Annotated in this window: 20 protein-coding genes; 7 read left to right on the top strand and 13 right to left on the bottom strand. The window is 68.1% G+C overall.

Annotated features, from left to right (window positions below; translation table 11 throughout):
• Positions 1-13 precede the first annotated feature (13 nt).
• The 5 genes from ACFOLC_RS13115 to ACFOLC_RS13095 form a co-directional block, all read right to left on the bottom strand.
• Entirely contained in the window at positions 14-1,009 is a 996-nt protein-coding gene (locus ACFOLC_RS13115) for an AAA family ATPase (RefSeq protein ID WP_386759707.1), read from the bottom strand.
• 165 nt (positions 1,010-1,174) lie between these two features.
• Positions 1,175-1,876 carry a DUF4159 domain-containing protein gene (locus ACFOLC_RS13110; protein WP_386759706.1) on the bottom strand — a complete coding sequence of 234 codons (702 nt, stop codon included), beginning with the start codon at positions 1,874-1,876 and terminating at the stop codon, positions 1,175-1,177.
• On the bottom strand, positions 1,873-3,498 hold the full coding sequence (locus tag ACFOLC_RS13105) for a TldD/PmbA family protein (RefSeq protein WP_386759705.1): 1,626 nt from the start codon (positions 3,496-3,498) through the stop codon (positions 1,873-1,875). Before ACFOLC_RS13105 ends, ACFOLC_RS13110 begins: the two co-directional genes overlap by 4 nt.
• Before the next feature lie 6 nt (positions 3,499-3,504).
• The gene (locus tag ACFOLC_RS13100) at positions 3,505-4,839 is read right to left on the bottom strand and encodes a TldD/PmbA family protein (protein WP_386759704.1); all 1,335 of its coding nucleotides are present in this window, start codon (positions 4,837-4,839) and stop codon (positions 3,505-3,507) included.
• A gap of 21 nt (positions 4,840-4,860) precedes the next feature.
• A complete protein-coding gene (locus ACFOLC_RS13095; RefSeq protein ID WP_386759703.1) occupies positions 4,861-6,489 on the bottom strand; it encodes a TldD/PmbA family protein in 1,629 nt (542 codons plus the stop codon).
• Between the two features lie 236 nt (positions 6,490-6,725).
• Between ACFOLC_RS13095 and ACFOLC_RS13090 the strand changes: the two genes are divergently transcribed.
• The 3 genes from ACFOLC_RS13090 to ACFOLC_RS13080 all read left to right on the top strand — a co-directional run bounded on the left by ACFOLC_RS13090 (position 6,726) and on the right by ACFOLC_RS13080 (position 9,664).
• On the top strand, positions 6,726-7,361 hold the full coding sequence (locus ACFOLC_RS13090; protein ID WP_386759702.1) for a DUF938 domain-containing protein: 636 nt from the start codon (positions 6,726-6,728) through the stop codon (positions 7,359-7,361).
• A gap of 42 nt (positions 7,362-7,403) precedes the next feature.
• On the top strand, positions 7,404-7,613 hold the full coding sequence (locus ACFOLC_RS13085) for a hypothetical protein (protein ID WP_386759701.1): 210 nt from the start codon (positions 7,404-7,406) through the stop codon (positions 7,611-7,613).
• 170 nt (positions 7,614-7,783) lie between these two features.
• Positions 7,784-9,664 (top strand): M61 family metallopeptidase, encoded by a 1,881-nt coding sequence (locus ACFOLC_RS13080; protein WP_449284299.1) that lies wholly within the window; start codon positions 7,784-7,786, stop codon positions 9,662-9,664.
• Positions 9,665-9,748: 84 nt separating this feature from the next.
• On the opposite strand, the gene ACFOLC_RS13075 is transcribed toward ACFOLC_RS13080, so the two are convergent.
• The 5 genes from ACFOLC_RS13075 to ACFOLC_RS13055 all read right to left on the bottom strand — a co-directional run bounded on the left by ACFOLC_RS13075 (position 9,749) and on the right by ACFOLC_RS13055 (position 17,205).
• Positions 9,749-13,453 carry an indolepyruvate ferredoxin oxidoreductase family protein gene (locus ACFOLC_RS13075; protein ID WP_386759699.1) on the bottom strand — a complete coding sequence of 1,235 codons (3,705 nt, stop codon included), beginning with the start codon at positions 13,451-13,453 and terminating at the stop codon, positions 9,749-9,751.
• A 359-nt stretch (positions 13,454-13,812) separates the two neighbouring features.
• Positions 13,813-14,964: an N-acetylglucosamine-6-phosphate deacetylase gene (gene nagA / locus ACFOLC_RS13070; RefSeq protein WP_386759698.1), complete on the bottom strand. Its 1,152-nt coding sequence runs from the start codon at positions 14,962-14,964 to the stop codon at positions 13,813-13,815.
• Positions 14,965-14,972: 8 nt separating this feature from the next.
• Positions 14,973-16,007: an SIS domain-containing protein gene (locus tag ACFOLC_RS13065; RefSeq protein WP_386759697.1), complete on the bottom strand. Its 1,035-nt coding sequence runs from the start codon at positions 16,005-16,007 to the stop codon at positions 14,973-14,975.
• Between the two features lie 86 nt (positions 16,008-16,093).
• On the bottom strand, positions 16,094-16,465 hold the full coding sequence (locus ACFOLC_RS13060) for a hypothetical protein (protein WP_386759696.1): 372 nt from the start codon (positions 16,463-16,465) through the stop codon (positions 16,094-16,096).
• Complete coding sequence (locus ACFOLC_RS13055; RefSeq protein WP_386759695.1) at positions 16,462-17,205, bottom strand: GntR family transcriptional regulator; 744 nt, start codon at positions 17,203-17,205, stop codon at positions 16,462-16,464. Before ACFOLC_RS13055 ends, ACFOLC_RS13060 begins: the two co-directional genes overlap by 4 nt.
• Before the next feature lie 148 nt (positions 17,206-17,353).
• On the opposite strand from ACFOLC_RS13055, the gene zwf reads away from it, so the two are divergent.
• The 4 genes from zwf to eda all read left to right on the top strand — a co-directional run bounded on the left by zwf (position 17,354) and on the right by eda (position 22,533).
• Entirely contained in the window at positions 17,354-18,844 is a 1,491-nt protein-coding gene (gene zwf, locus ACFOLC_RS13050; RefSeq protein ID WP_449284298.1) for a glucose-6-phosphate dehydrogenase, read from the top strand.
• Entirely contained in the window at positions 18,828-19,598 is a 771-nt protein-coding gene (gene pgl / locus ACFOLC_RS13045; RefSeq protein ID WP_386759694.1) for a 6-phosphogluconolactonase, read from the top strand. The genes zwf and pgl overlap by 17 nt, the downstream gene beginning before the upstream one ends.
• Before the next feature lie 393 nt (positions 19,599-19,991).
• The gene (edd, locus tag ACFOLC_RS13040) at positions 19,992-21,818 is read left to right on the top strand and encodes a phosphogluconate dehydratase (RefSeq protein ID WP_386759693.1); all 1,827 of its coding nucleotides are present in this window, start codon (positions 19,992-19,994) and stop codon (positions 21,816-21,818) included.
• 88 nt (positions 21,819-21,906) lie between these two features.
• Complete coding sequence (eda, locus tag ACFOLC_RS13035; RefSeq protein WP_386759692.1) at positions 21,907-22,533, top strand: bifunctional 4-hydroxy-2-oxoglutarate aldolase/2-dehydro-3-deoxy-phosphogluconate aldolase; 627 nt, start codon at positions 21,907-21,909, stop codon at positions 22,531-22,533.
• Positions 22,534-22,608: 75 nt separating this feature from the next.
• On the opposite strand, the gene ACFOLC_RS13030 is transcribed toward eda, so the two are convergent.
• The 3 genes from ACFOLC_RS13030 to ACFOLC_RS13020 form a co-directional block, all read right to left on the bottom strand.
• Complete coding sequence (locus ACFOLC_RS13030) at positions 22,609-23,958, bottom strand: flavohemoglobin expression-modulating QEGLA motif protein (RefSeq protein ID WP_386759691.1); 1,350 nt, start codon at positions 23,956-23,958, stop codon at positions 22,609-22,611.
• 153 nt (positions 23,959-24,111) lie between these two features.
• A complete protein-coding gene (locus tag ACFOLC_RS13025) occupies positions 24,112-25,146 on the bottom strand; it encodes a LacI family DNA-binding transcriptional regulator (RefSeq protein ID WP_386759755.1) in 1,035 nt (344 codons plus the stop codon).
• Positions 25,147-25,312: 166 nt separating this feature from the next.
• The gene (locus ACFOLC_RS13020) at positions 25,313-26,614 is read right to left on the bottom strand and encodes a sugar MFS transporter (RefSeq protein ID WP_386759690.1); all 1,302 of its coding nucleotides are present in this window, start codon (positions 26,612-26,614) and stop codon (positions 25,313-25,315) included.
• Positions 26,615-26,757: the final 143 nt, after the last annotated feature.

Genomic DNA, 26,757 nt, shown 5'->3' with positions numbered 1-26,757 from the left:
GCAGCGGTTGCGCTCAGGCGGCGAACGGCACGGTGCGCAGCAGTGCGGCGATCACGTCGTCGGCGCTTTTCTGCTCGGCCTCGGCGGCGAACGACAGCAGCAGGCGGTGGCGCATCACCGGCGCGGCCAGCGCGACGATGTCCTCGCGGGTCGCCGCCAGTCGCCCGTGCAGCAGCGCACGCGCCTTCGCCGCCAGCACCAGTGACTGCCCGGCACGCGGGCCGGCGCCCCAGCGCACCCACTGCCGCACTTCGCCCGGCGCGGTCTCGCTCGGGCGGCTGGCGCGCACCAGTCGCGTGATCCAGCTCAGCAGATCCTCGCCCAGGTGCACCTCGCGCACCCGCGCCTGCAGCGCCAGCACTTCCTCGCCGTGCATCACCTGCGGCACCTGCGCGTGATGCGTGCCGGTGGTTGCGCTGAGGATGTCGTGCTCCTCGCGCTCGCTCGGGTAGTCGACGCGGATGTGCAGCAGGAAGCGGTCGAGTTGCGCCTCGGGCAGCGGGTAGGTGCCGGCCTGCTCGAGCGGGTTCTGCGTGGCCAGCACGAAGAACGGTGCCGGCAGCGTGTGGGTCACGCCGGCGTAGCTGACGGTGCGTTCCTGCATCGCCTCCAGCAGTGCCGCCTGCGTCTTCGGCGGGGTGCGGTTGAGCTCGTCGGCGAGCAGCAGGTTGGTGAAGATCGGGCCCGGCTGGAAGCGGAAATGGCGGTGGCCGGTGCCGTGGTCTTCCTCCAGCAGTTCGGTGCCGAGGATGTCGCTGGGCATCAGGTCGGGGGTGAACTGCACGCGCCGGAACTGCAGCTCCAGCGCCTGCCCGAGCGAGCGCACCAGCAGCGTCTTGCCCAGGCCGGGCACGCCTTCGAGCAGGCAGTGGCCGCCGGCGAGCAGGCCGATCAGCAGCTGCTCGACCACGGCGTCCTGGCCAACGATGGCCTGGGCGATGGCGCTGCGTAGCGTGCCGAGTTTTGCGAGCTGGGCCTGGATGTCGGTTTCGGATGGGGTGTTGTTCATTGCAGGTCCTGGTTATCTGGAACCGTCATTCCCGCGAAGGCGGGAACCCAGTGTCTTTGCTCTTCGCGTCATCCGCCTTCGCCGCCAGCCCCAACGCAAATGCAACGTCGCTGGGTTCCCGCCTTCGCGGGAATGACGACGTGAGAGGGCTGGATGCATTCATTGTCAGCTGTTCAACGCATACATCACGATATTCACCGCGAACCTGGTGTTGTCTTCGGCCAGGAAGCGCTTGTTGCGCCAGTCGTAATCCCACTCGCAGCCATAGTCCTTGTTGCTGTAGAGCACGCCGAGGCGGCCGTCGATCTCGATCCCTTGCAGGTAGTCGTGGACGATGTCGTCACCCCAGCCATTGAGCTCGAAGCCGGTCGCCGGCGGGCCGTCCTTGAACTCGAAGAAGCTGCGGTACAGCGGGTGCGTGTTGGGCAGCTTCTTCAGCGCTTTCGGCCCGAAGATCGAACCCATCTGCGCTTCGAACGACTTGGCAAACAGGCCGTCGATGTCATGGTTGCAGTCGTCGACGAAGACGAAGCCGCCGTTGCGCACGTAGCGCTCGAAGTTGCGGCGCTCGTCCGGGTTGAACTCGACCAGCTTGTGCCCGGCCAGATAGCAGAACGGTGCCGTCAGCATCTTCGGATCGGCCAGCGCCAGCACGTGCTCCTTCGGGTCGACGCGCAGGCTGGTGTAGTCGATCAGCGAGGTGATCAGGTTGGCCGGCATGCGCTGGTCGACGTCCCAGTCGCCGGAGTCGTACTTGAGCCGGGTCAGCCAGAAGTCGTACTCAGCTCCTGCCGCCCGCGCCAGCGGCGACAGCACGGCCCCCGCCGCGCCTGCCAGTACCAGGCGGAGGAACTGCGCCCGGTTCATATCGACCGGGCGGTATTGATGATGTTGATGCCGTCGAAGCGCGCCGTGCTGGCGCCGTGCGAGACCGCCGAGACTTGGCTGGGCTGGCCCTTGCCGTCGAAGAACGACCCGTACAGGCGGAAATCGCGCTCGTCGCAGATCGCCGTGCAGGCGTTCCAGAATTCCGGCGTGCGGATCTGGTAGGCCGCGTCCTCGACCAGGCCGGTGACCTTGCCCTGTTTGATCTCGTAGAACAGCTGCCCGCCGAACTGGGCGTTGTAGCGCTGCTGGTCGATCGAGTACGAGCCGCGGCCATGCACGTACAAGCCGTGCTCGACGTCCTTGATCATCTCGGCCACGCTCAGCGGCGTCTTGCCCGGCATCAGGCTGACGTTGGCCATGCGCTGGAACTGCACGCTCGACCACGAATCGGCGTAGCTGCAACCGTGCGACTCGCTGTGGCCGAGGATATGCGCTTCGTCGCGCGTGGCCTGGTAATCGACCAGCACACCGTTGCGGATCAGGTCCCACTGCCGGGTCTTGACGCCCTCGTCGTCGTAGCCGACCGCGCCGAGGCTGCCGGGGCGCGTCTTGTCGGCGACGAAATTGACGATGTCGCTGCCAAACCTGTAACCCTGCTCGCGCTTGTCGAGCGTGGCGAAGCTGGTGCCGGCGTAGTTGGCCTCGTAGCCGAGCACGCGGTCGAGCTCGAGCGGGTGGCCGACGTTCTCGTGAATGGTCAGGAACAGGTTGGACGGGTCGATCACCAGGTCGTACTTGCCCGGCTTGACCGATGGCGCCTTGAGCTTGGCACGGGCATCACGGGCACTGGCCACCGCGTCTTCCATGACGTCGTAGCTGCGGCCGTATGCGGTCACGCCACCGGGCAGGGCGAACTTGCCCGCCGGGTCGGCATCCAGGTACTCGTAGCCCATGCCCATCGGTGCCGACAGGCCGTTGCGGGTACGGAACTTGCCGCTGGCCTTGTCGATCGCGGTGGCCGTGGTCGGCAACCAGATGCGATGCACGTCCTGGTCGATGTAGCTGCCGTCGGTGGAGGCGAAGTACTTCTGCTCGTTGATCAGGAACAGGGTCGAGTTGAAGAAGTCCGCACCGGCCTTCATCGCCGCCGCGTTGACGCCCAGCAACAGGTCGACCTTCTCCTTGATCGGCACCGCCATCGCGTTCTTGCGGATCGGCGTGGCCCAGCGCACTTCGCCGACACCGCGCGTCGGCGCCAGTTCGACGCGCTTTGTCTGGTGGCGCGAGTTGGCCTTCGCGATCGCGGCGGCCTGACGGGTTACCGCGGCGACCGAATCGGTCGTCGCGACGTTGGTGGCGGCGAAGCCCCAGGCGCCGTCGACCAGCACGCGTACACCGACCCCGGAGGACTCGCCGTTGACGATGTTCTCGACCCGCGCTTCGCGGGTGATCACCGACTGACGCAGGTAACGCCCGATGCGCACGTCGCAATACTGCGCACCGGCGCCACGGGCGGCCGTCAGCGCGGCGTCGGAAAGCAGCCGACGACGCGCACCATCAACCGGTTCGAGCAGTGCCTCGGCGGCGATGCTGCGGCCGAATGGCAGCAGCATCGCGGCAAGGCCCAGGCCGGTGGAACTCAGGAAATCCCGGCGTTGCATTGCTGATCAGACCGCATCCGAGAGCGAGGTAAAGGTGAAGTCGCGCAGCTTCATCGGCGGAATCATCATCACGAACGAGGACTCGTCGCCGGACACACGCACCGGTTTGCCGAGCTCCTCGATGTTGTTGAGCATGATCACCGGCGACTCGTTGAATCGGAAGTTCTTCACCGGGTGCTTGATGACGCCATTCTCGATGTAGAAGGTGCCGTCGCGGGTCAGGCCGGTCAGCAGCACGGTCTGCGGATCGACCATGCGGATGTACCAGGTGCGCGTGACCAGGATGCCCTTCTGCGTGCCCGCGACCAGCTGCGCGGTGGTCTTGTCGCCACCGGCCATCAGCAGGTTGCCCGGCTCGCCGACCGCACGCTTGCCCTGCTTCTTGGCCCAGTAACGCGAGTACTGCAGGTACGACACCTTGCCGTTCTCGATGATCGCGGTCTTCTCGCGCGGCAGGCCCTCGCTGTCCCACGGCATCACCGACGCGCGCTCGTCCCACGGGTCGGCGCTGATGTTGACGCGCGGATCGTAGACCTGCTCGCCGAGCTTGTTGCCGCCGCCCTTCTTCGACAGGAAGCTGCGGCCTTCATCGGCCTGGCGCGCGTCAAAGAAGTTCATCATGAACGAGATCAGGCCGGCGGCCGCGGCCGGCTCCAGGATCACGGTGTACTTGCCCGGCTCCAGCGCCTTGGCTTCGGCCGACTCGGTGGCCTTGCGCATCGCGGTGCGGATGTCGCTGTCGGCCTTGAAGTCGGACGCGTCCTTGACGTTGCGGCCGACCCAGCCCGAGCCGCGGCCGTCTTCGGTGCGCACCGTGCAGGTGTAGTTGAATGCGGTGGCCTGCTGGTAGCCGAAGTTGCCCTTGGAGTTGGCGAAGGCGACGAAGCTCTGGCCGTCCTCGAGGAAGCCGGCGGCGATGAGCTTTTCGGCCTTGCACGGCGCAATCGAAGCAGCGGCGATCTGGGCGCGCTGCTCCGGCGTGATCGCTGCGGTCGACGCGCTGAAGGTCGGGCTGGCCTTGTAGCTCTGCTTGTCGATCGCCGGCATGAACTCCGGGTTTTCCGGCGCCAGTTTGGCCAGGTCCTCGGCCCGGCGCACCACGCGCTCCAGCGCGGCATCGTCGAACTCGTTGATGGTGGCGGTACCAACGCGGTTGCCGAACGCCACTTCCACGGCCAGGTCGGTGTTGCTGACGATGCCGCTGGTGGAGATGTTGTTCAGCGCGAAACGGATGTTGCCGTCGATCGAACCGGTCAGCGACGCGGTGCACTGGTCGGCCTTGGACAGCTTGATGACCTTGTCGAGGATGGCCTTGGCCTGCTCTTCGGTAAGAATGCTCATTCGTAAGTCTCCTGGCGCCGGTCAGCCGAGGTTGCGGGCGGTGTTGATGACGTTGATGCCGTTGAAGCGCGCCGTGCTCGAGCCGTGCGAGACAGCCGAGACCTGGCCCGGCTGGCCCTTGCCGTCGAAGAAGGAGCCACCCAGGCGGTAGTCGCTGTCGTCGCAGACGGCGACGCAGGCGTTCCAGAACTCCGGCGTGCGGATCTGGTAAGCCACGTCCTCGATCTGTCGGGTGATCTGGCCGTTCTTGATCTCGTAGAACAACTGGCCACCGAACTGGGCGTTGTAGCGCTGCTGGTCGATCGAGAACGAACCGTCGCCGATGATGTAGATGCCGTTCTCGACGTCCTTGACCATGTCGGCGACGCTGAGCTTGCTCTTGCCAGGCGCCAGCGAGACGTTGGCCATGCGCTGGAACTGCACGCTCGACCACGAATCGGCGTAGCAGCAGCCGTCGGATTCGGTCTTGCCGAGGATGTGGGCCTGGTCGCGGATGGTCTGGTAGTCCACCAGCTTGCCGTTGCTGATCAGGTCCCACTTCTTGGTCTTCACGCCTTCGTCGTCGTAAGCGACCGCGCCGAGGCTGCCCGGCTGGGTCTTGTCGGCGAAGAGGTTGACCAGGTCGCTGCCGTACTGGAAGCGCTGCTCGCGCTTGTCGAGCGTGGCGAAGCTGGTGCCTGCGTAGTTGGCCTCGTAGCCGAGCACGCGGTCGAGTTCGAGCGGATGGCCGACCGACTCGTGGATGGTCAGCCAGGTGTGCGACGGGTCGAGCACCAGGTCGTACTTGCCCGGCTTCACCGACGGCGCGGTCAGCTTGGCCTTGGCCTGTTTGGCCGCGGCGACCGCATCTTCCAACATGTCGTAGGACAGGCCGTAGTTGACCACGCCGTTGGGCGAGACGAACTTGCCGGCCTTGTCGCCGTCGAGGTACTCGAAACCCAGGCCCATCGGCGAGGACAGGCCCTCGCGGGTGCGGAACTTGCCGCTGGCCTTGTCGATCGCGGTCACCGTCATCGGCGCCCAGATCCGGTGCACGTCCTGGTCGATGTAGCTGCCGTCGGTGGAGGCGAAGTACTTCTGCTCATTGACCAGGAACAGCATCGAGTTGACGAAGCTGGCGCCGGCGTTGATCGCGGCGGCATTGACGCCGAGCAGCAGGTCGGCCTTGTCCTTGAGCGGCACTTCCATCGCGTTCTTCTTGATCGGCGTCTTCCACGACACCTCGCCGACGCCCGGCGCCTTGGCCAGCTGCACCGGCGCGGTCTGCATCTTGGCGTTGGCCTTGGCGATCGCGGCGGCCTGCTGCGCGGCCTTGGCCACGCCGGCGGTGCCCAGCTCGTTGGTGGCGGCGAAGCCCCAGGCACCGTTGACCAGCACGCGGATGCCGATGCCGGTCGACTCGGTGTTGACCACGTTCTGGACCTTGTCCTCGCGCGTGATCACGAACTGGCGCAGGTAGCGGCCGATGCGCACGTCGCAGTACGAGGCGCCCGATGCGGTCGCCGCGGCCAGTGCGGCATCGGCCAGGGCCTTCTTCTTGGCGACGTCGAGCGGCACCAGCAGCGCCTCGGCGGCGATGGCGCGGCCGAACGGCAGCATCAGCCCGGCGACACCGATGCCGGACATGGTCAGGAAAGAACGTCTATCCATTGTTGTTGTACCCCCAGATGGGCCCGCAGGCATAGGACGATGCAGCGGACAGAGAAGACGGCAAAGCCTTTCGGACTGTGCGGAGGGGGTTGCGGGTCGTCAAGTGACGTTCGGGCTAGATGGCGACCGTGGGATCGTGGAAGTGCGAAGTGGAACCACCCGGTCGCGGCCTTGGCGCCCCGGCGCTAGAGTCCGCGCATGCACGATGACGCCCGCTCGGGTGAAGGAGAAGCGGGTTGAAGCCCTACGCCCCCGCCTGCGACCGCAACCGCGACCCCATCCTGGCGGTGCTGCAGCGCCATTTCCGCGATCGACGGCAGGTGCTCGAAGTGGGCAGCGGCACCGGCCAGCACGCGGTGTATTTCGCCGCGGCGCTGCCGTGGCTGCGCTGGCAATGCAGTGATCGCGCCGAGGCGTTGCCGGGCATCCGCCTGTGGCTGGAAGACGCGGCGCTGGCCAATACGCCAGCGCCGGTTGCGCTCGACGTGACCAGCGGACCGTGGCCGCGTGCGAGCGGCGAGGGCGGCCGTTTCGATGCGGCGTTCAGCGCCAACACGCTGCACATCATGGCCTGGCCACAGGCCGAGGCCTGCTTCGCCGGGCTCGACGGCGTGCTGGCCGAGGATGCGGTGGTCGCGGTGTACGGGCCGTTCAACTACCACGGCGCCTGCACCAGCGACAGCAACCGTGAGTTCGACGGCTGGCTGAAGGCACGCGATCCGGCCTCGGGCATCCGCGATTTCGAGGCGGTCGATGCGCTGGCGCGGGCGATCGGCCTGCGCCTGGTCGAGGACGTGGCGATGCCGGCCCACAACCGCTGCCTGGTGTGGCGACGTGGCGGCGCCGACGTGGTGTTGACGCCGCCGCGCTAGAGTCCACGGCAGCCGCGCGAGGCGGCGCGACGGAGCTGGCGCATGGCACACAAGGTCATCTTCAACCTGCCCAAGCGCGAGCTGGGTCGCGAGGACATCGAATTCGTCGTCGAGCGCGACGGCAAGCGCTTCGGCACCCTGCTGGTGTCCAAGGGCGCGATCGAATGGCGGCCGACCAACAAGGTCTACCGGCGCAAGCTCAGCTGGACCCGGTTCGACCAGTTGATGCGCGAGAGCGGCCGGCCGGTCTGAGCGCGGGCCGACGACTTTGCCCAAGCGGGCGAACGTGGCCGTGGTCACGCCAACCGTGCCGAATGGCAGGGGGCGGCGCCGGCCGCTGCACCGAGGATGCGGGATTCACCGCGTCAACATTTACCGCAACCTTCAGGGGTCGATCCATGCTTCGTCCGTTGTCCGGCGCGCTGCGCCTGAGCACGCTCGCCGCCGCATTGCTGTCGTTGTCCTCCATGGCCCAGGCGCAGACCGCGCCGCCGCAGGATGTGGCCTATCCCGGCACGCTGACGCTGACCGTCGATGCCACCGACCTGGCGCACCGCGTGTTCCATGCCACGCAGACGATTCCGGTGCGGCCCGGCCCGCTGACGCTGCTGTACCCGCAGTGGATCCCCGGCAACCACTCGCCCAGCGGCCCGATCAACCGCGTCGCCGGGCTGAAGATCAGCGGCAACGGCCAGCGCATCGACTGGCGCCGCGATCCGCTCGACGTCTACGCGTTCCGGCTGGTCGTGCCCGACGGTGTCAGCGAGCTGCAGGTCGGCTTCGACGTGCTGACGCCGACCGCCGGCGAGCAGGGCCGCATCACCATGACCCAGGACATGCTCAACCTGCAGTGGAACCAGGTCGCGCTGTACCCGGCCGGGCATTACGCGCGGCGCGTGCAGATCGCGCCGACGGTGAAGTATCCCGCCGGCTGGCAGGCCGGCACCGCGCTGGAGGTGGCCGCGCGCGACGGCGACACGGTGCGTTACCGGCCGGTGCCGTTCGACGTGCTGCTGGACTCACCGGTCTACGCCGGCCGCTATTTCAAGCAGGTCGACCTCGACCCCGGCGCCAAGGTGCCGGTGCGACTCAACATAGTCGCCGACGACCCCAAGTACCTCGAGGCCAAGCCCGAGCAGATCGCCGCGCACCGCAAGCTGGTCGACCAGGCCTACAAGCTGTTTGGCGCGCGCCACTACGACCACTACGACTTCCTGTTCTCGCTGTCCGACCAGATGGGCGGCAACGGCCTGGAGCACCAGCGCTCCAGCGAGAATGGGGTTGGCCCCGAATACTTCACCGACTGGGACAAGAACGCGCCCGACCGCGACCTGCTGCCGCACGAATTCACCCATTCCTGGAACGGCAAGTACCGGCGCCCAGCCGACCTGGCCACGCCCAGCTTCAACGTGCCGATGAGCGACACCCTGCTGTGGGTGTACGAGGGCCAGACACAGTACTGGGGCGTCGTGCTGGCCGCGCGCTCGGGCCTGTGGACGGCCGAGCAGGCGCGCGACGCGCTGGCGCTGACGGTGGCGACCTACAGCAACGACCGCCCCGGCTTCGCCTGGCGCAACGTCCAGGACACCACGTTCGACCCGATCATCAACGCGCGCAAACCGCAGGCCTACCGCAGCTGGCAACTCAGCGAGGACTACTACAGCGCCGGCCAGCTGATCTGGCTCGCGGTCGATGCCAAGCTGCGCGCGCTGAGCGGCGACAAGCGTTCGCTCGACGACTTCGCCAAGGCGTTCTTCGGCGTCAACGACGGCGACTGGGACGTCAATCCCTACGACTTCGACGAGGTCGTGCGCACCCTAGACGGCGTGGTCAAGCACGACTGGGCGAGCTTCCTGCGCGAGCGTGTCGACGCCAATGCCGCGCCACTCGACGGCCTGGCCGGCAGCGGCTGGAAGCTGGTCTACACCGATACCCCCAGCGCCTACCACAAGACCGTGCAGGGCGATCGCAAGTCCGCCGACTACAGCGCCTCGCTCGGCATGACCGTGTCGAACAAGGACGCGACCGTCGGCGGCGTGCGCTGGGACGGCCCGGCGTTCGACGCCGGTATCGCCCCGGGCAGCACGCTGTTGGCGATCAACGGCTACGCCTTCGAGAACGAGCGGCTGGAGGATGCGATCAAGGCCAACCGCGACGGCCAGCGCCCGATCGAGCTGGTGGTGAAGCACGGCGAAGTGGTCAAGACCGTGCGCCTGGATTACCGCGACGGGTTGAAGTACCCGCATCTGGAACGCATCGCCGGCATGCCGGACCGGCTGTCGAAGATCTACGCGCCGAAGTGACACGCTCGCCGGTGCGATAGCGCATCGGCCATACAACAAGCCCCGCGCATGCGGGGCTTGCTTTCAATCCGTGGCGAGGTGCGCTTACGCGACCTTGACGATCCGCAGCGGGTTGTTCCACTCCTTCAACAGCTCGGCCTCACGCGCCTTGGCCTTGTGCAGGTGGTCTTCCTTGACGTGGCCGTAGCCGCGGATGTGCTCGGGAATGCTGGCGATCTCGGCGGCCAAGGCGACGTTGCCGCGGTCGAGCGCGCCGAGCAGGCCGTTGACGGTGGTGAAGTAATCCTCGATCAGCTGGCGCTCCATCCTGCGCTCTTCGGTCTTGCCAAAGATGTCGAAGGCGCCGCCGCGCAGGAAGCGCAGCTTGGCCATCAGCTTGAACGCGGTGAACACCCACGGGCCGAATTCCTGCTTGATCAGGCGGCCCTGCGCGTCCTTCTTGGCCAACAGCGGCGGGGCGAGGTGGAACTTGAGCTTGTAGTCGCCGTCGAACTGCTGCTCCAGCTTCTTCTTGAAATCGCCGCTGGTGTACAGGCGCGCGACTTCGTACTCGTCCTTGTAGGCCATCAGCTTGAAGGCGTAACGGGCGACGGCCTCAGTCAGGTCGGTGGTGCCGGCGACGTTGCGTTCGGCGGCGTGCACGCGTGCGACGAAATCGCTGTAACGCTTGGCGTAGGCGGCGTCCTGGTAGTCAGTGAGGAACTTGACGCGGCGCTCGACCAGCTCGTCCAGCGAACGCGACAGGCGCACATCGTCCAGCGGCAGGAAGGCGATGTTGTCGCCGCCGTGCGCCGGCACGTGGCGCAGCTCGTCTTCCTTGCGCGTGCTGCGCGGCGCCGACGTGGCGCCCCATTCGGTGCTTTCCCACGGGCCGGGCGACAGCATCGGCAGCGTGCCTGGCGTGGCTTCGGCCGCGGTCGGGGCGTTGCGGATCAGGCCGGCGGCCGCAGCCACGGCGGCCGGGTCGATCACGGCCAGGCGGCCCCAGGCGAACGCGGTCTTGTTCATCTCGATCGCGGCGCCGTTGAGTTCGACCGCGCGCATCAGCGAGTCCAGCGACAGCGGCACCAGGCCCTGCTGCCAGGCGTAGCCGAGGATGAACAGGTTGGTGGCGATGGCATCGCCCATCAGCGCGGTCGCCAGCTGCGTGGCGTCGACGACGTGCATGTTTTGATCGGCGCGCGGGTTGCCACCGAGCGCGACCTTGACCGCGGCGATGATGTCGGTGGCCGGGAACTGCATGTCCGGGCGCGTGGTGAAGGTGCCGGGCATCGCCTCGTAGCTGTTGAGCACGACGCGCGAACGACCGGCGCGCATCTTCGACAGCACCCAGTAATCGTTGACCACGACCATGTCGCAGCCCAGCACCAGGTCGGCTTCACCGGCGGCGATGCGCACGGCGTGGATGTCGGCCGGTGTGCGCGCGATGCGGATGTGCGTGGTCACCGCGCCGCCCTTCTGCGCCAGGCCGGTCTGGTCGAGCACGGACGAACCCTTGCCCTCCAGGTGCCCGGCCATGCCCAGCAGCGCGCCGATGGTGACCACGCCGGTACCGCCGACGCCGGTGAGCAGGATGTTCCAGGGCTGCGACAGGTCGCTGGCGATCTGCGGCATCGGCAGGTCGGCGAGGCGATCCTTGGCGTTGCTGCCTTTCTTTTTCTTCAAACCGCCGCCTTCGACGGTGACGAAGCTCGGGCAGAAGCCGTTGACGCAGCTGTAGTCCTTGTTGCAGTTGGACTGGTCGATCTCGCGCTTGCGGCCGAACTCGGTTTCCTTCGGCAGCACCGACACGCAGAACGACTTCTTGCCGCAGTCGCCGCAGCCCTCGCAGACCAGCGAATTGACCATCACGCGCTTTTGCGGATCGACCATCTTGCCGCGCTTGCGGCGGCGGCGCTTCTCGGTGGCGCAGGTCTGGTCGTAGATCAGGACGGACGTGCCCTTCACTTCGCGCAGGCGCTTCTGCACGTTGTCGAGTTCCTTGCGATCGAAATATTCGAGACCGCTCGGGAAAATGCTCTTGTCCGACCACTTGGCGATGTCGTCCGACACCAGCACGATGGTCTGCACGCCCTCAGAGCGCACCTGCTGGGCGATCTGCGGCACCGACAGCGTGCCGTCCACCGGCTGGCCGCCGGTCATCGCGACCGCGTCGTTGTAGAGGATCTTGTAGGTGATGTTGACGCCGGTGGCGACCGACTGGCGGATCGCCAGCGAGCCGGAATGGAAGTAGGTACCGTCGCCGAGGTTCTGGAACACGTGCGGCGTTTCGGTGAACGCCGCCTGGCCCGACCACGTCACGCCTTCGCCGCCCATGTGGGTGAAGGTGTCGGTGCTGCGGTCCATCCAGGTCACCATGTAATGGCAACCGATGCCGCCAAGCGCGCGCGAGCCTTCCGGCACCACGGTCGAGGTGTTGTGCGGGCAGCCCGAGCAGTAATGCGGCACGCGCGGGAACTGCGCACGCGGCAGCGCCAGCTCGGACTCCTTCTCGGTCATCCAGCGCAGCACGTTCTCGATGTGCTCGGAGTTGTGGAACTTCTGGATGCGGCGGCCGATGACGCCGGCGATGGTGGCCGGGGTCAGCTCGCCGGTGCTCGGCAGGATCCACTCGCCGGACTCGTCGTACTTGCCGACGATGCTGGGGCGCGCGCCGTGCGACCAGTTGTACATGGTCTCCTTCATCTGCCGCTCGATGAAGGCGCGCTTCTCCTCGACGACGACGATGTCCTCGAGCCCTTGCGCGAAGCGGGTGATGCCGACCGGCTCCAGCGGCCAGGTCATGCCGACCTTGTAGACGCGGATGCCGAGATCGGCGCAGGCCTGCTCGTCCAGGCCCAGGTATTCCAGCGCCTGCAGCACGTCCAGGTACGACTTGCCGGTGGTGACGATGCCCAGGCGCGCGCGCGGTGAGTCGATGACGATGCGGTCGATCTGGTTGGCACGGGCGAAGGCCTGCGCGGCCTTGACCGCGTACTTGTGCAGGCGCATCTCCTGGTTCATCGGCGGGTCCGGCCAGCGGATGTTGAGGCCGCCGGCCGGCATCTCGAAGTCGTCCGGCAAGACAATCCGCGTGGCCATCGGGTCGACCTCGACCGAGGCCGAGGACTCCACCGTCTCGGCGATCGTCTTGAAGCCGACCCAGCGGCCGGTGTAGCGCGACATCGCCCAGCCGAGCAGGCCCATGTCGAGGATGTCCTGCACGCCGGCCGGGTTGAGGATCGGCATCATCGCGCTGACGAACTCGTCTTCCGAGCCGTGCGGCAGCGTCGAGGAACGGCAGGCGTGGTCGTCGGCCGCCAGCGCCAGCACGCCGCCGTACTGCGAGGTGCCGGCGGCATTGGCGTGCTTGAACACGTCGCCGGTGCGGTCCACGCCCGGGCCCTTGCCGTACCACATGCCGTACACGCCCTGGACCTTGGCGCCGGGGAACAGGTTGGTCTGCTGCGTGCCCCAGACCATCGTCGCGCCGAGGTCCTCGTTGAGGCCGGGGGTGAACTTGACGCCGGCGTTCTCCAGGAACTTGCGCGCACGCCACAGCTCCAGGTCGAAACCGCCGAGCGGGGAGCCGCGGTAGCCGGAAATGAAACCGGCGGTGTTGAGGCCGGCGGCTTCGTCGCGCAGGCGCTGCATCAGCGGCAGCCGCACCAGTGCCTGCACGCCGCTGAGGTAGATGCGGCCCTTCTCGCGGCTGTACTTGTGCTCGAGCGAGTAGTCGGTGTCGAGCACCGAGTTGGTGAGCGCGGTGTTGGCCGAGGACGGCGAGCTGAGTTCGGCGGTGCTGGTCATGGGCATGGCTCGTCGCGGCGGTACGCCGCGTGGTGGCTGCGAGGACTGCCGGGCAACGCGTCGCCGCCCCATCCGGGGCCGGTCGAAAGTGCCGGGCAAAGACCCGGAATTGTAGCAGCGCGACCAAATAGGGCCGATCGGAGCTATCCGGGCCCTCAGGAGAGCTTCGCCATCCAACGGAGAATCACGGCCCAGGCCTGTTCAGGGTCTGGTCCCCCGTCTCCTTGCACCGTTCGTCCTGTAGGCGCGCAGCGTTGGAGTCGAAGGATGAGCGGGCCAACCAGGTCTCAGCGACCTGCCGGATCTTTCAACTTCGCTGCGCTACGCAGGACGAACGTGCCGAGGTGGAGTGCTTTTCTTCAGCCCGCGGCGCCGCCAATCCAGGTGCCGCGCACGTGCAGCTCGCGGTCGAGCACCGCCAGGTCGGCGCGGTAACCCGGGGCGATGTGGCCCAGCAGGTGGCCCAGGCCGAGGAAGTCGGCCGGGTAGGCCGATGCCATGCGGCAGGCCTCTTCCAATGGCAGGCCCAGGCGCTGCACGGTGTTGCGCACGGCCGTGGCCATGTCCAGCGCCGAGCCGGCCAGGGTGCCGTCGGCGGTGCTGCACAGGCCGTCGCGGCAGCTCATCGTCACGCCGTACAGCTCGAAGTCCTCGCGCTCGCCACCGACCGGTGGCATCGCGTCGGTGACCAGCATCATCTTGCCGCGCGGGCGTGCGGCGATCGCCACGCGCAGCGAGGCATCGTGGACGTGGTGGCCGTCGACGATCAGGCCGCACCAGGCGTCGGGATTTTCCAGCGCGGCACCGACCCCGCCCGGCTCGCGGCTGTTCATCGGCGTCATCGCGTTGAACAGGTGGGTGACGCCGCGGATGCCGGCGGCAAAGCCGTCGCGCAGTTGTTCGTAGCTGGCCGCGGTGTGGCCGGCGGCGAGGACCACGCCGCGCGCGGCCAACGCGCGCAGGGTCTCGGCCGGGAACCGCTCCGGCGCCAGTGTCAGCAGGGTCTTGCCGTTGTCGAGCGAGGCGATCATGTCGAGCTCCTCGGTGCCGGGCGTGTGGAACTTGGCCGGGTCGTGCACGCCCTTGCGCGCGGCATTGAGGTACGGCCCTTCCAGATGGATGCCGAGGATGCCCGGCACGTCCTGTTCGATCGCCTCGCGCGTGGCGGCGATGGCGCGGCACATCACCGCGACGTCGTCGCTGATCAGCGTCGGCATCAGCCCGGTGGTACCGAACTTGCGGTGCGCTGTGGCTATCCGGCGCAGGCCGTCGACGGTGGGCTCGTCGTTGAACAGCACGTCGCCGCCGCCGTTGACCTGGGTGTCGATGAAGCCCGGCACCAGATACCGGCCCTGTAGGTCGACGACTTGCGCGCCCTGGCCCGCGGCCTCGCCCGGCAGCACGGCGACGATATGGCCGTCCTCGACGACGACGCTGACGTCCTCCTCGAAGCCGCGCTGGGTGAGCACGGGACCGTTATGGAAAACCAGGGTGTGCGGCGCGCTGGACATGATCGGCCTCAGACCGTCTCGGTGACCTTGTTGAGGTGCGGCGGCACGTCGGGGTTGTGCCCGCGCGCCACGGCCAGTGCATTCACCGCCCTGTAGAAGCTCTGTATCGCCAGCAGCGGCGTACAGGCCGGGTGCGGCGAGGCCGGCATCGGCAGCGCATCGTCACGGTGCGCGCCTGGACGCGCCAGCCACACCGGCGCGCCGCGCTTGTGGAATTCCTCGATCACCGCGACCGTGCTGGCGCCGGTGTCGTCGTCCTGGGCGAAGGCCAGCACCGGGAAGCCCGGGCCGACGATCGCCATCGGGCCGTGCTTGACCTCGGCCGAGGAGAACGCCTCGGCGTGCAGGCCGCAGGTTTCCTTGAATTTCAGCGCCGCCTCCTGCGCCGCACCGAGGCCGAGGCCACGGCCGACCACGAACAGGTTGCGCGCGTCCTTGAGGCCATCGACCAGCGCCGACCAGTCCTGCGCCCAGGCCGCGCGCAGCGCGTCGGGCAGGGCATCGAGTGCGGCCAGCAGCTTGGCATCGCCGCTCCAGCGCGCGGTCAGCTGCAACAGCGCGGCCAGCGAGCACAGGTAGCTCTTGGTCGCCGCGACGCTGTTCTCCGGGCCGGCACGCAGCGGGATCACGGTGTCGGCCAGTTGCGCCAGCGGTGAGTCCTCGACGTTGACCAGGGCCACGACCCGGGCGCCGGCGGCCTTGGCGATCTGCGCGTTGCGCACCAGGTCGGGACTCTTGCCCGACTGCGAGATCGCGACGAACAGCGCGCCGTCCAGGTGTGGCTGCACCGCATAGACCGAACCCACCGACGGCGAGGCCGAGGCGGTGATCAGGCCCAGCGTGGTCTCGAACAGGTACTTGCCGTAGGTGGCGGCGTGGTCGGAGCTGCCGCGCGCGCAGGTGACGATGAAGCGCGGCGGGTTGGCTTTCAGCTGCGCGACCAGTGCGTCGATGACGTCGGCGTTGGCGGCGAACTGGCGGGCGACGGCGTCGGCCGTCTCCTGCGCTTCGGCGTACATCTTGGTCGTGGTGGCGGCGATCATGACTCTGGGTGATCCGGGTTGGTGTGTGGTGCCCGAGCAAGTGGGCGCATTTGTTGTTTTTTTCTTGTGAGCAGCCGAGCAGATTGCTAGACCCGAAGGGCGGCGCACATGGATGTGCGCCGGCTTTTGCCGCTGCTCTTGTTCGTCATCCCCGCGCAGGCGGGGATCCAGGGACGTTGCTCTTGCCGTGGTGTGTCGTTGAGAACAACAGCCAACGCTTCCGCCCGCTGCCGCGGCCGGGTCACTTTTCTTTGCTTGCCCAAAGAAAAGTAACCAAAAGAAACGGCAGCCCTCGACAAACCAATCAAGTGATCGGAAGAGTTAAGGGGATTTTCCGACTCGCCATCCCTGGCTCGGTCGGAAAACGGCGTGCATCCATGCACGCCGCCCTTCGGGTCTGGAAAGCTGGTCGGCTGTTCAAAAGCCGCAGCGCCAGCGAAGGCTGCGGCCGCACTCATTCGCTCTGCAACTCCGCGACAAAATCGTACGCATCACCGCGATAGAACGAGCGCGTGTATTCGACGACACGGCCGTCGTCGAGGAAAGTGCGGCGCTCGATGAACAGTCCGGGGCTGCCCTCGGCGAGGTTCATCAAGCGCGCCTGCTCGGCATCGAAGGCGATCGCGCGCAGCCGCTGCAGGGCGCGGGTCGGGCGCAGGCCGAGGCGATCGAAGGCGTCGTACAGCGAGTTGACGACCAGTTCGGGGTCGGCCAGCACGCTCTGCGGCACCACGGTGCGCTCCAGCGCCAGCGCCTGATCGCCGGCGGTGCGCAGACGGTAGTAACGCACCACCTGCGCGCCGGGCGACAGGTTCAGCGCCATCGCCTCGTCGGGCGTGACCTCGCCGATGGCGCGCTCCAGAAACACCGATTTTGGGTCGAGCCCGCGCGCGCGCAGGTCGTCGGTGAAGCTGGTCAGCTTGGAAAAGGATTTGACGATGCGCTCGGCGACGAAGGTGCCGGCGCCCTGGCGCTGCAGCAGCAGGCCGTCGCCGACCAGGCCGGCGATCGCCTTGCGCACGGTGACGCGCGACAGGTCGAGCAGCTTGCCCAGTTCGCGTTCGCCGGGCAGGGCCTGGCCGGCGGTCAACTCACCGTTCTCGATGGCGTGCTGCAGGGTGCGGCGCAGGTGCTCGTAGGCCGGCGCGCGGCGCGCGTCGGTCTGGCGGCGGAACTCGTTGACCAGATAGGTCTCCATGGCGTAACAATACCAGTGAGATACCAATGCGGCAACATGGCCCCCAGTACGTATTCAATAAATCCTTTGGCGAACGGTGTTTGCGCGGCTGGTATTTGACTGGTATCGTCACTGGTATGGTTCTGGTCTTGCTTTCGTGGAGAGTGCCGTGACCCCCGCTGCCGCGCCGATGGCGCCTTTCGATCTGATCATCTTCGGTGGCACGGGCGACCTCGCCCTGCGCAAGTTGCTGCCGGCCCTGTTCCACCGTTACGTCGACGGCCAGATCGTCGCCGGCACCCGGCTCTACGGCCTGGCCCGCGACAGCCAGGACGACGGCGCCTATCGGGCCCGCGTCCGCGAGGCGCTGCAGAAGTCGCTGGCCGACGACCCGCGCGCGCCCACCGCGCTCGAGCCGTTCCTCGACTTGCTGCACTACCGCCGCATCGACCTCAACGCCGACGCCGGCTGGGCGGAGCTGGCCACCGAACTCACCGATCCGCAGCGCGTCGACAGCGAACGCGTGCGCGTGTTCTACCTCGCCGTTGGCCCGGACCTGTTCGGCAGCGTCGGTGCGCGCCTGCAGGCGCACGGCCTGACCGGCGAGACCACGCGCGTGGTCGTGGAAAAACCGATCGGCCACGACGGCGCCAGCGCCGCCGCGATCAACGACGCTCTCGGCCATGTCTTCGCCGAGTCGCAGATCTACCGCATCGACCATTACCTGGGTAAGGAGACGGTGCAGAACCTGACCGCGCTGCGCTTCGGCAACGCGCTGTTCGAGCCGCTGTGGAAGGCCGAGCACATCGATCACGTGCAGATCACCGTGGCCGAGACCGTCGGTCTGGAGCGCCGCGCCAGCTACTACGACAAGTCCGGCGCGCTGCGCGACATGGTGCAGAACCACCTGCTGCAGCTGCTGTGCCTGGTGGCGATGGAGCCGCCGTCATCGCTGGCCGCCGACGCGATCCGCGACGAGAAGTTGAAGGTGCTGCGCGCGCTGCGCCCGATCGAGAACGGCGCGACCTCGCAGCTGACCGTGCGCGGCCAGTACCGCGCCGGCGCGGTCGAGGGCCGGCCGGTGCCGGGCTACCTGGACGAACTCGGCCGCGACGACTCGCGCACCGAAACCTTCGTCGCGCTCAAGGCCGAGGTGCGCAACTGGCGCTGGGCCGGCGTGCCGTTCTACCTGCGCACCGGCAAGCGCCTGGCCGAGCGCATGTCCGAGATCGTGGTGACGTTCCGCCAGGTGCCGCATTCGATCTTCGGCGAACTGGCCGAGCCGATCGCGCCGAACCAGCTGGTCATCCGCCTGCAGCCCGACGAGGGCGTGAAGCTGTGGCTGATGAACAAGGTGCCCGGCCCCGGCGGCCTGCGCCTGCGTCGCGTGCCGATGGATCTGAGCTTCGCCGAGACTTTCGGCGGCCGCCAGCCCGAGGCCTACGAGCGCCTGCTGATGGACGTGGTGCGTGGCAACGCGATGCTGTTCATGCGCCGCGACGAGGTCGAGGCGGCGTGGGACTGGATCGATCCGATCCGCAACGCCTGGCAGGCCAGCAGCGATGCGCCCAAACCCTACACCGCCGGCAGTTGGGGCCCCAGCGCCGCCGTGGCCCTGATCGAACGCGACGGAAGGACCTGGCATGAAGATGCGGGCTGAACGACTGCATGCAGAGCGACTGACCGTGCTCACCCCCGACCCGCTGCCGCTGCGCGAGCACGTTTTCGACGACAGTGCGACGCTGGCTTCGGCCCTGGCCAAAGCCGTCGCCGCCGACCTGCGCGGCGCGATCGCGCGGCGCGGCCGCGCGCGTCTAGCCGTGTCCGGCGGCAGCACGCCGCGCGCGTTCCTCACCGAGTTGTCGAAGCAGACCCTGGATTGGGCGCACGTGCTGGTAGTGCCGGTCGACGACCGCTGGGTCGAGCCGGATCACCCGCGTTCGAACGAGCGCCTGCTGCGCGAGACCTTGCTGCAGGGCGCGGCCGCGCAGGCACAGCTGTTGCCGCTGCGGCGGCCGACGCCGACCCCGGAGTCGGCGCTGCTGCCGGTGCTGACCCGGGTCACCAACGAGGCGTTGCCGCTGGATGCGGTGGTGCTGGGCATGGGCGAGGACGGCCACATCGCGTCGTTGTTCCCGGACCTGGGCGCGCACTGCAAGGGCCACCGCGACATCGGCCTGCAACCCAGCGGCCGTGCGCCGGTGTTGGCGATCCGCAGTGCCGCCGCGCCGGAACCGCGCATGACGCTGACGCTGAGCGCGATTTTCACCGCGCCGGCGCTGTACCTGCACATCGAGGGCGCGAAGAAACGCGAGGTGCTCGACACCGCCGCACGCGATCCGCGCTCGACGCTGCCGATTCGTTCGGTGCTGGCCGGTGCGCCGGTGGTGCCGCAGTTGTTTTGGAGTCCGTGATGTTGATTGATCTGCGAATGCCCGAGGAGTCTCCAGACCCGAAGGGTGACGTGCATGGATGCACGTCGTTTTCCGACCGAGCCAGGAAGGCGAGTCGGAAAATCCCCATAACAACGAAACCTTAGGTTTGCCGAGTCGAGGAAGGCCGTTTTCTTTGGTCACTTTCTTTTGGGCCAGCAAAAGAAAGTGACCCGGCCGCGATAGCGGACGGAAGCTTTGGCTTTTGCTCGTCCCCGGGTGCGCTGCGCTTACCCGGGCTACCAGCGCTGACTCAAAAGCAGAAGCAACGTCCCTGGATTCCCGCCTTCGCGGGAATGACGGGTGAAGGGCCGGCCGAAACGCCGCAAGCAAGTCACAAGTACCACCAAGCGTCCCGCAATCGAGCGACCCGCAATGACCCTGCACCCCACCATCGCCGAAGTCACCGACCGCATCCGCGAGCGCAGCCGCACGCACCGCGCCGCCTACCTCGCCCGCATCGACGCCGCCGCCGGCCACGGCCCGCATCGCGCCACGCTGTCGTGCGGCAACCTCGCCCACGGCTTTGCCGCCTGCGGCGCCGGCGACAAGGCCGCGCTGCGCGGCGGCCATGCGCCCAACCTCGGCATCGTCACCGCCTACAACGACATGCTCTCCGCGCACCAGCCGCTGGAGCGCTTCCCGTTCCTGCTCAAGCAGGCCGCGCGCAGCGTCGGCGCGACCGCGCAGGTCGCCGGCGGCGTGCCGGCGATGTGCGACGGCGTGACCCAGGGCCGCACCGGCATGGAGCTGTCGCTGTTCTCGCGCGAGGTGATCGCGCTGTCGACGGCGGTGGCGCTGTCGCACGACATGTTCGACGCCGCGCTGTACCTGGGCGTGTGCGACAAGATCGTGCCGGGCCTGCTGATCGGCGCGCTCAGCTTCGGCCACCTGCCGGCGATCTTCGTGCCGGCCGGGCCGATGAGCTCGGGCCTGCCCAACGACGAGAAGTCGCGCGTGCGCCAGCGCTACGCGGAGGGCAAGGCCACGCGCGAGGAACTGCTCGAAGCCGAGGCGGCGAGCTACCACGGCCCCGGCACCTGCACGTTCTACGGCACCGCCAATTCCAACCAGATGCTGATGGAGCTGATGGGCCTGCACCTGCCTGGCGCCAGCTTCATCAACCCCGACGACCCGCTGCGCGATGCTCTGACCGCACAGGCCGCGCGCCGCGCCGCCGCGATCACCGCGCTCGGTGACGACTACCGTCCGGTCGGGCGGATCATCGACGAGCGCGCCATCGTCAACGGCGTGGTCGGCCTGCACGCGACGGGTGGCTCGACCAACCACCTGCTGCACCTGATCGCGATCGCCGCGGCGGCCGGCATCGACCTGCGCCTGGAGGATTTCGAGGCGCTGTCGCATGCGGTGCCGTTGCTGGCGCGCGTGTACCCCAACGGCAGTGCCGACGTGAACCACTTCCACGCCGCCGGCGGTCTGGCCTACCTGATCGGCGAGCTGCTCGACGCCGGCCTGGTCCACGGTGATGTCGAAACCATCGCCGGCCCGGGCCTGGCGCGCTACCGCGTCGAGGCGCGACTGGATGCGCAACGCCAGCTCGATTACGTGCCGGCGACCGGGCGCAGCGGCGATCCCACGGTCCTGCGCCCGGTCGCCGAGCCGTTCCGTGCCGACGGCGGCCTGCGCATGCTGCGCGGCCCGCTCGGCAGCGCCGCGATCAAGGTTTCGGCGGTGCCGGAAGACCGCTTCGTGATTGAAGCGCCGTGCCGGGTGTTTGCCGAGCAGCACGAGGTCAAGCAGGCCTTCGAACGCGGCGAGCTCGACCGCGACGTGATTGTGGTCGTGCGTTTCCAGGGCCCGCGCGCCAATGGCATGCCCGAGCTGCACCAGCTCACGCCGACGCTGTCGGTGCTGCAGAAGCGCGGCCACCGCGTCGCCCTGGTCACCGATGGGCGCATGTCCGGCGCGTCCGGCCAGGTGCCCGCCGCCATCCACGTCAGTCCGGAAGCGGCCTGCGGTGGCGCCATCGCCCGGTTGCGCGACGGCGACGTGCTGCGGCTGGACGCGCACGCCGGCACGCTTGAGGTGCAGGTCGACGTCGCCGATTGGAACGCGCGCGAGGCCGCCAGCGCCGACCTGTCGACCAACCAGTTCGGCATGGGCCGTGAACTGTTCACGGTATTCCGTAACGCTGCCGCCGCCGCCGATGCCGGTGGCGGCATCTTCGGCCTTGTGCCGTGACACGCCACGCCACAGCAAATCCATTCCGTCACCCCCGCGCAGGACATGCCTTCGCGGGGGTGACAGCAAACAACAGTTGGAGAATTGAATGAGCCTGCTCGAATCCGTACTGCACGTCGCCCCGGTGATGCCGGTGGTGGTGATCGAAGACGCCAAACACGCCGTGTCGCTGGCGCGCGCGCTGGTCGCCGGAGGCATTCCGGCGATCGAAATCACCCTCCGCACGCGCGCCGCGCTCGATGCGGTGCGTGCGATTGCCGATCAGGTCGAAGGCGCCATCGTCGGCGTCGGCACCGTGCGCAAGCCGCAGGACCTGAAGGACGCGGAAGCAGCCGGCGCGCGTTTCGCCGTATCGCCCGGCTCGACGCCGGCGCTGATCGCCGCGGCCAAGGATTCGGCGCTGCCGTGGCTGCCGGGCGCCGCCACCGCCAGCGAGGCGATGACGCTGTCCGAGCACGGTTTCATCTTCCAGAAATTCTTCCCGGCCGAAGCCGCCGGCGGCGCTGCCGCGCTGCGCTCGCTGCACGGCCCGCTGCCGGAGATCCGTTTCTGCGCCACCGGCGGCATCGGCGCGCACAACGCCCGCGACTACCTGGCCACGCCCAACGTGGCCTGCGTCGGCGGCTCCTGGATCACGCCGTCACGCCTGCTCGCGGCCGAGGAATGGGGCGCGATCGAAGCCCTGGCCCGCGCGGCGACCCTGCTGCGCGCCTGATCCGCGTCCGTCGCGTACCGCGCGGCAAGACGGCAGGCCTGGCGCGGTGCGCGCGGCCCTGCCGTCGGCGGCCAGTCAATCGCCGATGCCGGAGGCCTCGATGATCTCGTCCTCCGAGTCGACGAAGCGCTGCACCGTCAGGCGGTCCAGCCGCAGCCGCTGCACCACGGTCGAGAACGCCATGATCGACAGCACCCGCTGCGGGTCGCGCGCCCACGGTGGCAGGTAGCGCGGCGGCACGATCAGGCCGTTGTTGCGGTAGGGCTCCAGCAGCACCGTGTCGGCAACCGTCACGCGTCCGGCGAACAGCAGCGGCAGCAGTTCGCCGCGGCCTTCCTGCAACGCCTTGCAGATGAAGGCGTAGATGCGCAGCACGCCCTCCAGGTACGCGCCGTCCTTGGTGAAGCACACGCGCCCGCGCACGTCGCCGCCACGGAACACGCGCGCCGCGCTGCGATAGCTTTCGACTTCGCTCTGTCCGGCATCGAGGAAGCCGCGGAAGACCTCGATGAAGTCGGCGCCGTCGAGCGCGCGCTCGACCATCACCACGCGCAAGGCGACACGGCGCAGGCGCGCGATGTCGATGGCGCCGGTGATGATCTCCGAGAACGTCGCCAGGCCTTCCTGTGCGCGCGTGGTGCGTGGCGCGCCCAGGCCGAGCGCGGTGAGATACGGCTGGTGCTTGCCGTTGAGCGAGGTGGCCGTGTGGATGAAGGCCTCGTGCTGGATCAGCTGCTCCAGGTCGCGTTCGGAGAACACGGCGGTCGAACGCAGGGTCACGCGCTTGCTGCCGGCGGTGGCCTTGGACGGCAACGCCGGATCGAGCACGACCTCGACCCGATCGCGGTCGAAGAACGGGTCGATGCGCTCACGCAGGCGCCGGGCGAACTCGGGCGCTTCGATGTCGCTCGGCACCTCGGGCAGCAGGCGGTCGTTGATCAGTTCGTCGGTGACCCGCAGCAACTCGCGCGCGGCATCGGCGTTGGTCGCGTCCTGACTGGGGTACAGATGATCGGGGCGGCCATACAGCAGGGTCGCGCAACGCGTGTACTCGGGCGTGCCGACGCTGGCCAGCATCTGCGCCGCGACGCGATAACTCCAGGCGGTCTTGTACAGCCACTGGCCGAGCGGGTGGCCCCGGTCGATGCGGTGCATCAAGGCATCGAGGGCCTCGATCTCCGCTGCCAGCGCTTGCGCCTGCGTGGGCGGGGCGGGCAGTTCCGGGCGGCCGGCGCGCCAGCCGTCGAGAAAGCGCTGCTCCAGTTCCAGCGGCCAGTCGATCGCCTTGAGCACGTGGATGCCGCGGCCAAGCTTGACCAGGGCGCGGTCGTGTTCGAACACGGACACCAGCGCCGGGTCGCGCAGCGCCTCGGGCGCGGGCGGAGCGGGTGGCAGGGTCTGTGGCGTTTCGGGTTGGGCCGACATGCAGACGTCTCCGTTCGCGTGGGTTCTGCCGTACCGAACGATGGTGCACGAAACGACGGTGCAAAGACCGCCGCGTCGTGCGCGTGCGATCGTCGCGCAGCAGGCTGCGCGTACCGACGATAAAGGGCGGTGACGGCCGTGCGGCCGTCGGCGTCAGGGCTTGGGGCGTGGCGGCGCGGTCGAGCCGCGCACCACCAGCTCCGGGCTGAAGCCCTCGTTGGGCAGCGGCTTGAGCGGCGCGTGCTCGCGGATCTCCTGCAGCAGCCGGCGCGCGGCGTGCTGGGCGATCTCCTGGGTGGCCTGCTTGGCGGTGGTCAGCGCCGGCCAGCTCTGCTTGGAGAACGGGCTGTCCTCGAAACCGGCGATGGACAGGTCGTAGGGCACGTTCATGCCACTGGACTTGGCGGCGGCGAGCACGCCGGCGGCGATCTCGTCGTTGCTGCCGAAGATCGCGGTCGGCCGGTCGGGCAGGGCGAACAGGCGCCTCGCGCCACGGAAGCCGTCGTCGAACGAGTAGTCGCCCTCGACCACCAGCGCCGGGTCGAGCTCGATGCCGTACTCGCGCAGCGCGTCCTCGTAGCCCTTGTAGCGCTCCCACGAGGAGCCGTGCGACTGGCCGCCCCAGAGGAAGCCGATGCGGCTGTGGCCGAGCTGGATCAGGTGCTCGGTGATGTCGTAGGCGGCGTCGCGGTCGTCGACGTAGACGCAGGCGCTGCCGTCCTGCGGGTCGGCCGCGGCCGAGACGATGCGCACCAGGCGCACGCCGTGCGCGACCAGCTCGGTGACCAGCTCGTTGCGCTCCGACATCGGCGGCGCCAGCACCAGCCCGGCCAGGCGCGAGTGCTGGACCAGGTCGATCAGTTCGCTGGCCAGGTTCTTCGACGACGAGTCGCAGGGATGGATCTGCAGGCCGTAACCGGTCTCGCGGCACACCGACAACACGCCGGCCTGCACCGCGATCACGTAATAGGGATTGGGGTTGTCGTAGACCAGGCCGAGCGCGTACGGCTGCGCGCTGCGCAGGCTGCGCGCCGACGGGTCGGGCTGGTAGCCCAGTGCGGCGATCGCCTGCTGCACGCGGTCGCGCGTGCTGGCCTGCACGCTGGGTTCGTCGTTGATGACGCGTGAGACGGTCTTGAGCGAAACCTCGGCGCGCTCGGCGACGTCTTTGATCGTGGGTCTGCGCACCGAAGCCTCGCGTGATTTCGGCAGCAGCGCCGCCGACGAAACCGCCGTGTCGGCCGACACGGCGGAGATGCGACTAGCCTAACCACCCGCGCCGGCGATGTGAATGACGTGCGCGGGCGTCTGGGGCCCTCCGGCTTCGGCTGCACCGAAGCCGGAGGCTGGAGTGTCAACCGTTCTGCGTCGCCGCCGTGCCGTTGACCGCGGCGCGCGTCAGGCCGGCACGGTGGCCGCGCAGCGCAAAGTACAGGATGTACAGGTAGCACGGCACCACCAGCGCGAAGAACACCGCCTGGAAGTCGAAATGCTGCTTGAAGTGCACGAACAGCTGCGGGATCACCGCGCCGCCGGCGATGCCCATGATCAGCAGCGCCGAGCCCTTTTCGGTCAAGCGGCCCAGGCCCTGGATCGCCAGTGGGAAGATCGCCGGCCACATCATCGCGTTGGCGAAGCCCAGCGCGGCGACGAAGTACACCGACACGTAACCGTGGGTGAGCAGTGCGCCGGTGGCCAGCGCGACGCCGAGGACGGCGGAGAGGCTCAGGTAGCGCTCCTGCGAGATGAAGCGCGGGATCAGGACCAGGCCGATGATGTAGCCCAGCAGCATCGCGGCCAGGGTGAAGCCGGTGAAGAACTTGGTCTCGTCCAGCGGCAGGCCAAACGCCTGGCCGTAGGTGCCGATGGCGTCGCCGGCCATCACTTCCACGCCGACGTAGACGAAGATGCACAGCGCGCCCAGCCACACATGCGGGAACTGGAACAGGCTGCGCGAACCGCTCTTGCCGCCGTCGGCATTGACGTCTTCGGCGCGGATTTCCGGCAACGGCGAGAACAGGATGGCGACCGAGAGCAGCGCCAGCAGGCCGGCCATCAGCATGTACGGGTCGTGGATGCGCGCGGCGAAGTCGTTGAGGATCTGCTCCTTGCTCGCTGCATCGGCGCCGGCGACGCGACTGGCGACGTCGCCCATGCCGTGCATCACCAGCGTGCCGATGACGTACGGCGCGGCCCAGCCGGCGAGCTTGTTGCAGATGCCCATCACCGCGATCCGCTGCGCCGCGCCCTCGATCGGGCCGAGGATGCTGATGTAGGGGTTGGAGGCGGTCTGCAGGATCGCCAGGCCGGCGCCGATGATGAAGATGCCACTGACCGCGCCGCCATAGACACGCTGCGTCGTGTACTGGCCGAACACCACCGCGCCCACCGCCATCAGGAACAGGCCCAGCGCCATGCCCTTCTTCATGCCGGTCTTCTTGAGGATGAGCGACGACGGCAGCGCGAGCACGAAGTACGAGATGTAGAACGCGCTGGGAATCAGGAAGGCCAGCGATTCACTGACATCGAAGGCCAGCTGCGCGAACGAGATCAGCGGGCCGTTGAGCCAGGTGACGAAGCCGAAGATGAAGAACAGCGCGCCGATGATCGCGATCGAGCCGTAGTGGCTGCGCCCGGCGGCGGTGGATGTGGACATTGAGACTCCCCTCCCAAGGAATGCGGGGGAGCCGCCCCGCCGCGTCACGTCTGCACCGAGCTCGATGGCTCGTACGACATCCGTTGACTCAACGTTGTCATAAGTTTGACCGGCAAGCCAGACATCTGCGCCTCAAATCGCGC

The sequence above is a fragment of the Lysobacter cavernae genome (assembly GCF_042648505.1).
Lineage (GTDB): Bacteria > Pseudomonadota > Gammaproteobacteria > Xanthomonadales > Xanthomonadaceae > Lysobacter_L > Lysobacter_L cavernae.
Note: the sequence above shows the minus strand (reverse complement) of the source record. Positions and strands in the feature narration are given on the sequence as shown.

Excerpts from the sequence above, each read along its gene's own strand:
- ACFOLC_RS13105 (WP_386759705.1), bottom strand. The coding sequence starts at position 3,498 with ATGCAACGCCGGGATTTCCTGAGTTCCACCGGCCTGGGCCTTGCCGCG.
- edd (WP_386759693.1), top strand. The coding sequence starts at position 19,992 with ATGACCCTGCACCCCACCATCGCCGAAGTCACCGACCGCATCCGCGAG.
- ACFOLC_RS13110 (WP_386759706.1), bottom strand. The coding sequence starts at position 1,876 with ATGAACCGGGCGCAGTTCCTCCGCCTGGTACTGGCAGGCGCGGCGGGG.
- ACFOLC_RS13075 (WP_386759699.1), bottom strand. The coding sequence starts at position 13,453 with ATGACCAGCACCGCCGAACTCAGCTCGCCGTCCTCGGCCAACACCGCG.
- ACFOLC_RS13115 (WP_386759707.1), bottom strand. The coding sequence starts at position 1,009 with ATGAACAACACCCCATCCGAAACCGACATCCAGGCCCAGCTCGCAAAA.
- ACFOLC_RS13030 (WP_386759691.1), bottom strand. The coding sequence starts at position 23,958 with ATGTCGGCCCAACCCGAAACGCCACAGACCCTGCCACCCGCTCCGCCC.
- ACFOLC_RS13060 (WP_386759696.1), bottom strand. The coding sequence starts at position 16,465 with ATGAGTGCGGCCGCAGCCTTCGCTGGCGCTGCGGCTTTTGAACAGCCG.
- eda (WP_386759692.1), top strand. The coding sequence starts at position 21,907 with ATGAGCCTGCTCGAATCCGTACTGCACGTCGCCCCGGTGATGCCGGTG.
- pgl (WP_386759694.1), top strand. The coding sequence starts at position 18,828 with ATGAAGATGCGGGCTGAACGACTGCATGCAGAGCGACTGACCGTGCTC.
- ACFOLC_RS13020 (WP_386759690.1), bottom strand. The coding sequence starts at position 26,614 with ATGTCCACATCCACCGCCGCCGGGCGCAGCCACTACGGCTCGATCGCG.
- ACFOLC_RS13085 (WP_386759701.1), top strand. The coding sequence starts at position 7,404 with ATGGCACACAAGGTCATCTTCAACCTGCCCAAGCGCGAGCTGGGTCGC.
- ACFOLC_RS13065 (WP_386759697.1), bottom strand. The coding sequence starts at position 16,007 with ATGATCGCCGCCACCACGACCAAGATGTACGCCGAAGCGCAGGAGACG.
- ACFOLC_RS13095 (WP_386759703.1), bottom strand. The coding sequence starts at position 6,489 with ATGGATAGACGTTCTTTCCTGACCATGTCCGGCATCGGTGTCGCCGGG.
- ACFOLC_RS13055 (WP_386759695.1), bottom strand. The coding sequence starts at position 17,205 with ATGGAGACCTATCTGGTCAACGAGTTCCGCCGCCAGACCGACGCGCGC.
- nagA (WP_386759698.1), bottom strand. The coding sequence starts at position 14,964 with ATGTCCAGCGCGCCGCACACCCTGGTTTTCCATAACGGTCCCGTGCTC.
- ACFOLC_RS13100 (WP_386759704.1), bottom strand. The coding sequence starts at position 4,839 with ATGAGCATTCTTACCGAAGAGCAGGCCAAGGCCATCCTCGACAAGGTC.